Annotated in this window: 3 protein-coding genes; 2 read left to right on the forward strand and 1 reads right to left on the reverse strand. The window is 69.9% G+C overall.

Translation table 11 applies throughout. From position 1 onward, the window contains the following. The first annotated feature begins 87 nt into the window (after nt 1–87). Together FNQ90_RS15830 and FNQ90_RS15835 are read left to right on the forward strand one after the other, a co-directional pair. Nucleotides 88–1,329: a ParA family protein gene (locus FNQ90_RS15830; RefSeq protein ID WP_182606980.1), complete on the forward strand. Its 1,242-nt coding sequence runs from the start codon at nt 88–90 to the stop codon at nt 1,327–1,329. Next, nucleotides 1,326–2,438, forward strand: coding sequence for a ParB/RepB/Spo0J family partition protein (locus FNQ90_RS15835; protein WP_182606981.1), 1,113 nt, complete (start codon nt 1,326–1,328; stop codon nt 2,436–2,438). Before FNQ90_RS15830 ends, FNQ90_RS15835 begins: the two co-directional genes overlap by 4 nt. Before the next feature lie 844 nt (nt 2,439–3,282). On the opposite strand, the gene FNQ90_RS15840 is transcribed toward FNQ90_RS15835, so the two are convergent. Next, nucleotides 3,283–3,660 (reverse strand): toxin Doc, encoded by a 378-nt coding sequence (locus FNQ90_RS15840; protein WP_182606982.1) that lies wholly within the window; start codon nt 3,658–3,660, stop codon nt 3,283–3,285. Nucleotides 3,661–3,676: the final 16 nt, after the last annotated feature.

Raw genomic sequence — 3,676 nt, forward strand, 5'->3', positions numbered from 1 at the left:
GGGTGGGTGGGTGTGACACGACTCGTGGTGCACCTAGGTAACGTGTCGAGGTTCCTTGTGGGGTGATCCGTTAGTAAGGTTCCGTCCATGGCTTCTCCTTCCTCCCCCGGCGACCGCGAGAAAGTCGTCTCCAAGTTGCCCGGTTGGCTCAGACAAGAGGTAAAAGTCCGCACCGCGCAGCTCGGTGTGGAGATCCAGGTCGCCGTGGAACACGGCCTGCGCGACTGGTGCGCCCTGGCCTCGGCCCCCGACGCGGTGGACACCACCGGCGCGGACTCCTTCTCCACCTGGCTGCCTCCGGGCCAGTGGGAGGAGTTCAAGGCCGTGGCCGGGCAGCGGCAGGTGTCCCTGACACAAGGGCTGGCCCGGGCGATGCGGTTGTGGTTGGACAAGAACCCCGCGCCGTCGGTGAAGCGACCCGAGGTCCCTCGCCGGATCGTGGTGTGCAACCAGAAAGGGGGCGTGGGGAAGACCGCGGTGACCGCCGGTGTCGGCGAGGCGATGGCCGAGGGCGCGGACGTGCTGCATCCCGTGCGGGTCTCCAAGCACTTCGCGGCGATACTGCCGAGCGAGGAGGGCTCCGACCCACTGACCCTGGAGGACCTCCCCGGCCTCGGACTGAGGGTGCTGCTGGTGGACTTCGACCCCCAGGGACACCTCACCAAGCAGCTGGGCCACGACCTTCTACCGATGGACGGGGACAGCCTGACCCGGCACATGGCCGGCGAGGGCATGCGGGACCTGGGGAATCTGGTGGTTCCGATCGCCGAGGACCGCTTCGGGGACCGGCTGCACCTGCTGCCCAGCTGCAACGACGCCTTCCTCCTCGATGTGAAGCTGGCAAGCGTCCGCGCCCGGGAAGCCGCGCTGGAGCGGGCGCTGGCCGCGGTGGAGGAGGGCTTCGATGTGATCATCGTGGACTGCCCGCCGAGCCTGGGACTGAGCATGGACGCGGCCTCCTACTACGGGCGGCGTCGGCCGAACGAGGCGCCGGGGCAGTCGGGCGTGCTGATCGTGGTGCAGGCCGAGGACAGCTCCGCCGACGCCTACGAGCTGCTGACCTCGCAGATAGAGGATCTGCGCGCCGACCTCTCCCTGGACCTGGACTACCTGGGGATCGTGGTGAACCACTACGACGCCCGCCGCGGCTACATCGCGACGTCCTCCTTGCAGGCGTGGATGGACATAAAGGACCCACGGGTGGTGGGGGTGATCGGGGACCTGAAGGAACAGAAGGAAGCCGTGCGGGTCAAGCGCCCCCTGTTGGCGTACTCGCCCCGGTGTGACCAGTCGGTGGGCATGCGGGCCCTGGCACGGGAGATCTCATGAGCAAGGCGGATCGGCTGGGAGCGGGTACGTCCTTCGGCCGGGCACGCCCGGTCAGTGCCCGGCGGGCGGCGATCGGCGCGGCGACCGGCGCACCGACGGTGGGAGTTCCGGATCCCACGGAGCTGCCGTTGAAGGTGATCAGCCACAACCCCGACAACCCCCGCGAAGAACTGCGGGACCTGGAAGGGCTGGCGCAGAGCGTCGAGGAACTCGGCGTCATCAACGCCATCACCGTCGCCGGAGTGGACGCCTACCTCAAGGAACGCCCCGAACGGGCGGGGGAACTGGACGAGGGCGCCCACTACATCGTCGTGGACGGCCACCGCCGGCTGGAGGCCGCGCGCCGCGCGGGCCTGGAGAAGATCCGCGTCCAGGTCGACGACGCCCGGGTCGCGACGGACGAGTCGCTGCTGGAGACCGCTTTCGTGGCGAACTTCCAGCGCGATGACATGACGGACCTGGAACAGGCCCACGCCCTGGAGGCGCTGGTGACGTTCTACGGCAGCCAGACCAAAGCGGCCCGAAGGCTGGGCATCTCCCAGGCCACGATCTCCTCGAAGCTGTCGCTGCTGAAGCTGTCCCCGGAACTCCAGGCCGATCTGGCCGCCGGCCGCCGCCAGGTCGAGCACGTCCGGAATCTGGGGAAGCTCGCACCGGAGGAGCAGCGGGCCGCGGCCGATGCCCGGGCCGCGAGCGCCAAGTCCCGGCGCCCGGTGGATGCGCCGCCGGTGGTGGTGGAGCAGCGCACCGGGGAAGAGGTCGAGTCTCCGGCCGGTTCTCACCCGGTGGCACCCCGGGGCGGTGAGGGTGGGACTCCGGTGACCGAGGGGCCGGAGACAGGGGAAACGGTGTCGGGGCCGCTGAACGGCGCCGCACCGGCACCGGCACCGAGGAATCCTCGGCAGTCGCCGGCCGGGGCCACGACATCGGCCCGGGCCACGACCGGGGACGGCGCATCGGCGCCCGCCGAGAATCCCGTCTCCGGAGCCGTGCAGCGACTGGTGCAGCTGACCGCGGACGCCGACGGCCTGGCCGAGGCGCTCACGCAGCATCTGCCCGAGGACTTCCTGGAGCAGCTGACGGAGGCGCTGATCAAGCAGGCGGTGTGAACCGACCGGCGGGCAGAGCCCTGCCGGCCTCTTCACAGTCGGCGCACGTCGGGGGCTCCCCCACGGGGGAGCCCCCGACGCGTATGGGCGTGACGCCGGCCGCGATCTTCTGATGAAGATCCTCGGTGACTCCGAAGGGCGGCCGCCACGAGTTGGCAGAGTTCGGGGTGGAGGCTGGAGTCGCTGTTGCGATCCTTGGCCGCCCCGAGGGGCAACTGCTGCCCAGGGGGACGATTATCACGGCGTGATAATCCTGCTCGAGCCCCATCAGACCCGAGGGGAAGACCCTCGGAGGCTCCGGCGAAGGCTACGCAGCCCGGAGAGGGCGAGCCCGGTCCGCCCCGAAGGGCGACCGCCACGGCTTCTGATCAGGGATGACAGTGCGCCGGAGGGTAGTTGGAGCACATGCGCCGCCAGTCATTGCCGTCATTTCTGACATTTTGCTTCGGTGTGATCCGCGTGTCGTGTGTGCACTTGGGGTTCCGAAGCAAGAGGGGGTCGGTCCAGGGAAGCACATCGTCTCGTTGGGACTGTACCCGCGGGCTCCACCGAGAGTGTGTACTCCGTGGAGGCCTTGGTGGCAGTGGCGATCGCCACGCCGTTGCAATCCTCGGTCGTCCCGGAGGACGGCCGCCACCCCATCTCGATCACGCCCTCGTCGCGGGCGTGATGGTTGCGGTTCTCGGCCGCCCCGAAGGACGACCGCCACCGCGCCGTGCGCCCGGGGTTGATGACGTTGCGGTTCTCGGCCGTCCCGGAGGGCGGCCGCCTGAACCGGGGGTCCGGCACCGCAAACCCTGCGACGGGCCTCGGCCCGCCGATGGCCTTTCGGGGGCGGGTGGGGTCAGATGCGCCAGGAGCGCAGGCGGTCGGCGGCGTCGTAGACATCCGCCTGTCCGGCGGTGATGTCGCGGACCAGGTCCACCAGTGCGCCGTAGGGCGGGTCGATGCCTTCGCCGGAGGCGTGCATGTAGGCCACTGCTGTGGCGCAGGCGAAGCGCAGGTTGGCGGCTGGTAGGGGGCGTAGGAGGGTGAGGGTGTGGAGTAGGGCTGCGGCGCGCCAAGCGGTGTCGGGGTTGGTGCCCAGGCGGGGTGGGTCCACGCGGTGGCGGGCGACGGCGGCGACCAGGGCGGAGAAGTCGGAGACGGCTGGTTGGTCGGGGAGTACTTCTTCGTGGCGTTGGAGGAGCCAGGGGACGTCGATGTGGAGGGTGGGTGGCATTGGGTCAGGCTGCTGC

The organism is Streptomyces alkaliphilus, from assembly GCF_014141535.1.
In the GTDB taxonomy this organism is placed as follows: domain Bacteria; phylum Actinomycetota; class Actinomycetes; order Streptomycetales; family Streptomycetaceae; genus Streptomyces; species Streptomyces alkaliphilus.

Bases quoted from the DNA above. Each gene is read 5' to 3' on its own strand.
- FNQ90_RS15830 (WP_182606980.1), top strand. From the start codon at position 88: ATGGCTTCTCCTTCCTCCCCCGGCGACCGCGAGAAAGTCGTCTCCAAG.
- FNQ90_RS15835 (WP_182606981.1), top strand. From the start codon at position 1,326: ATGAGCAAGGCGGATCGGCTGGGAGCGGGTACGTCCTTCGGCCGGGCA.
- FNQ90_RS15840 (WP_182606982.1), bottom strand. From the start codon at position 3,660: ATGCCACCCACCCTCCACATCGACGTCCCCTGGCTCCTCCAACGCCAC.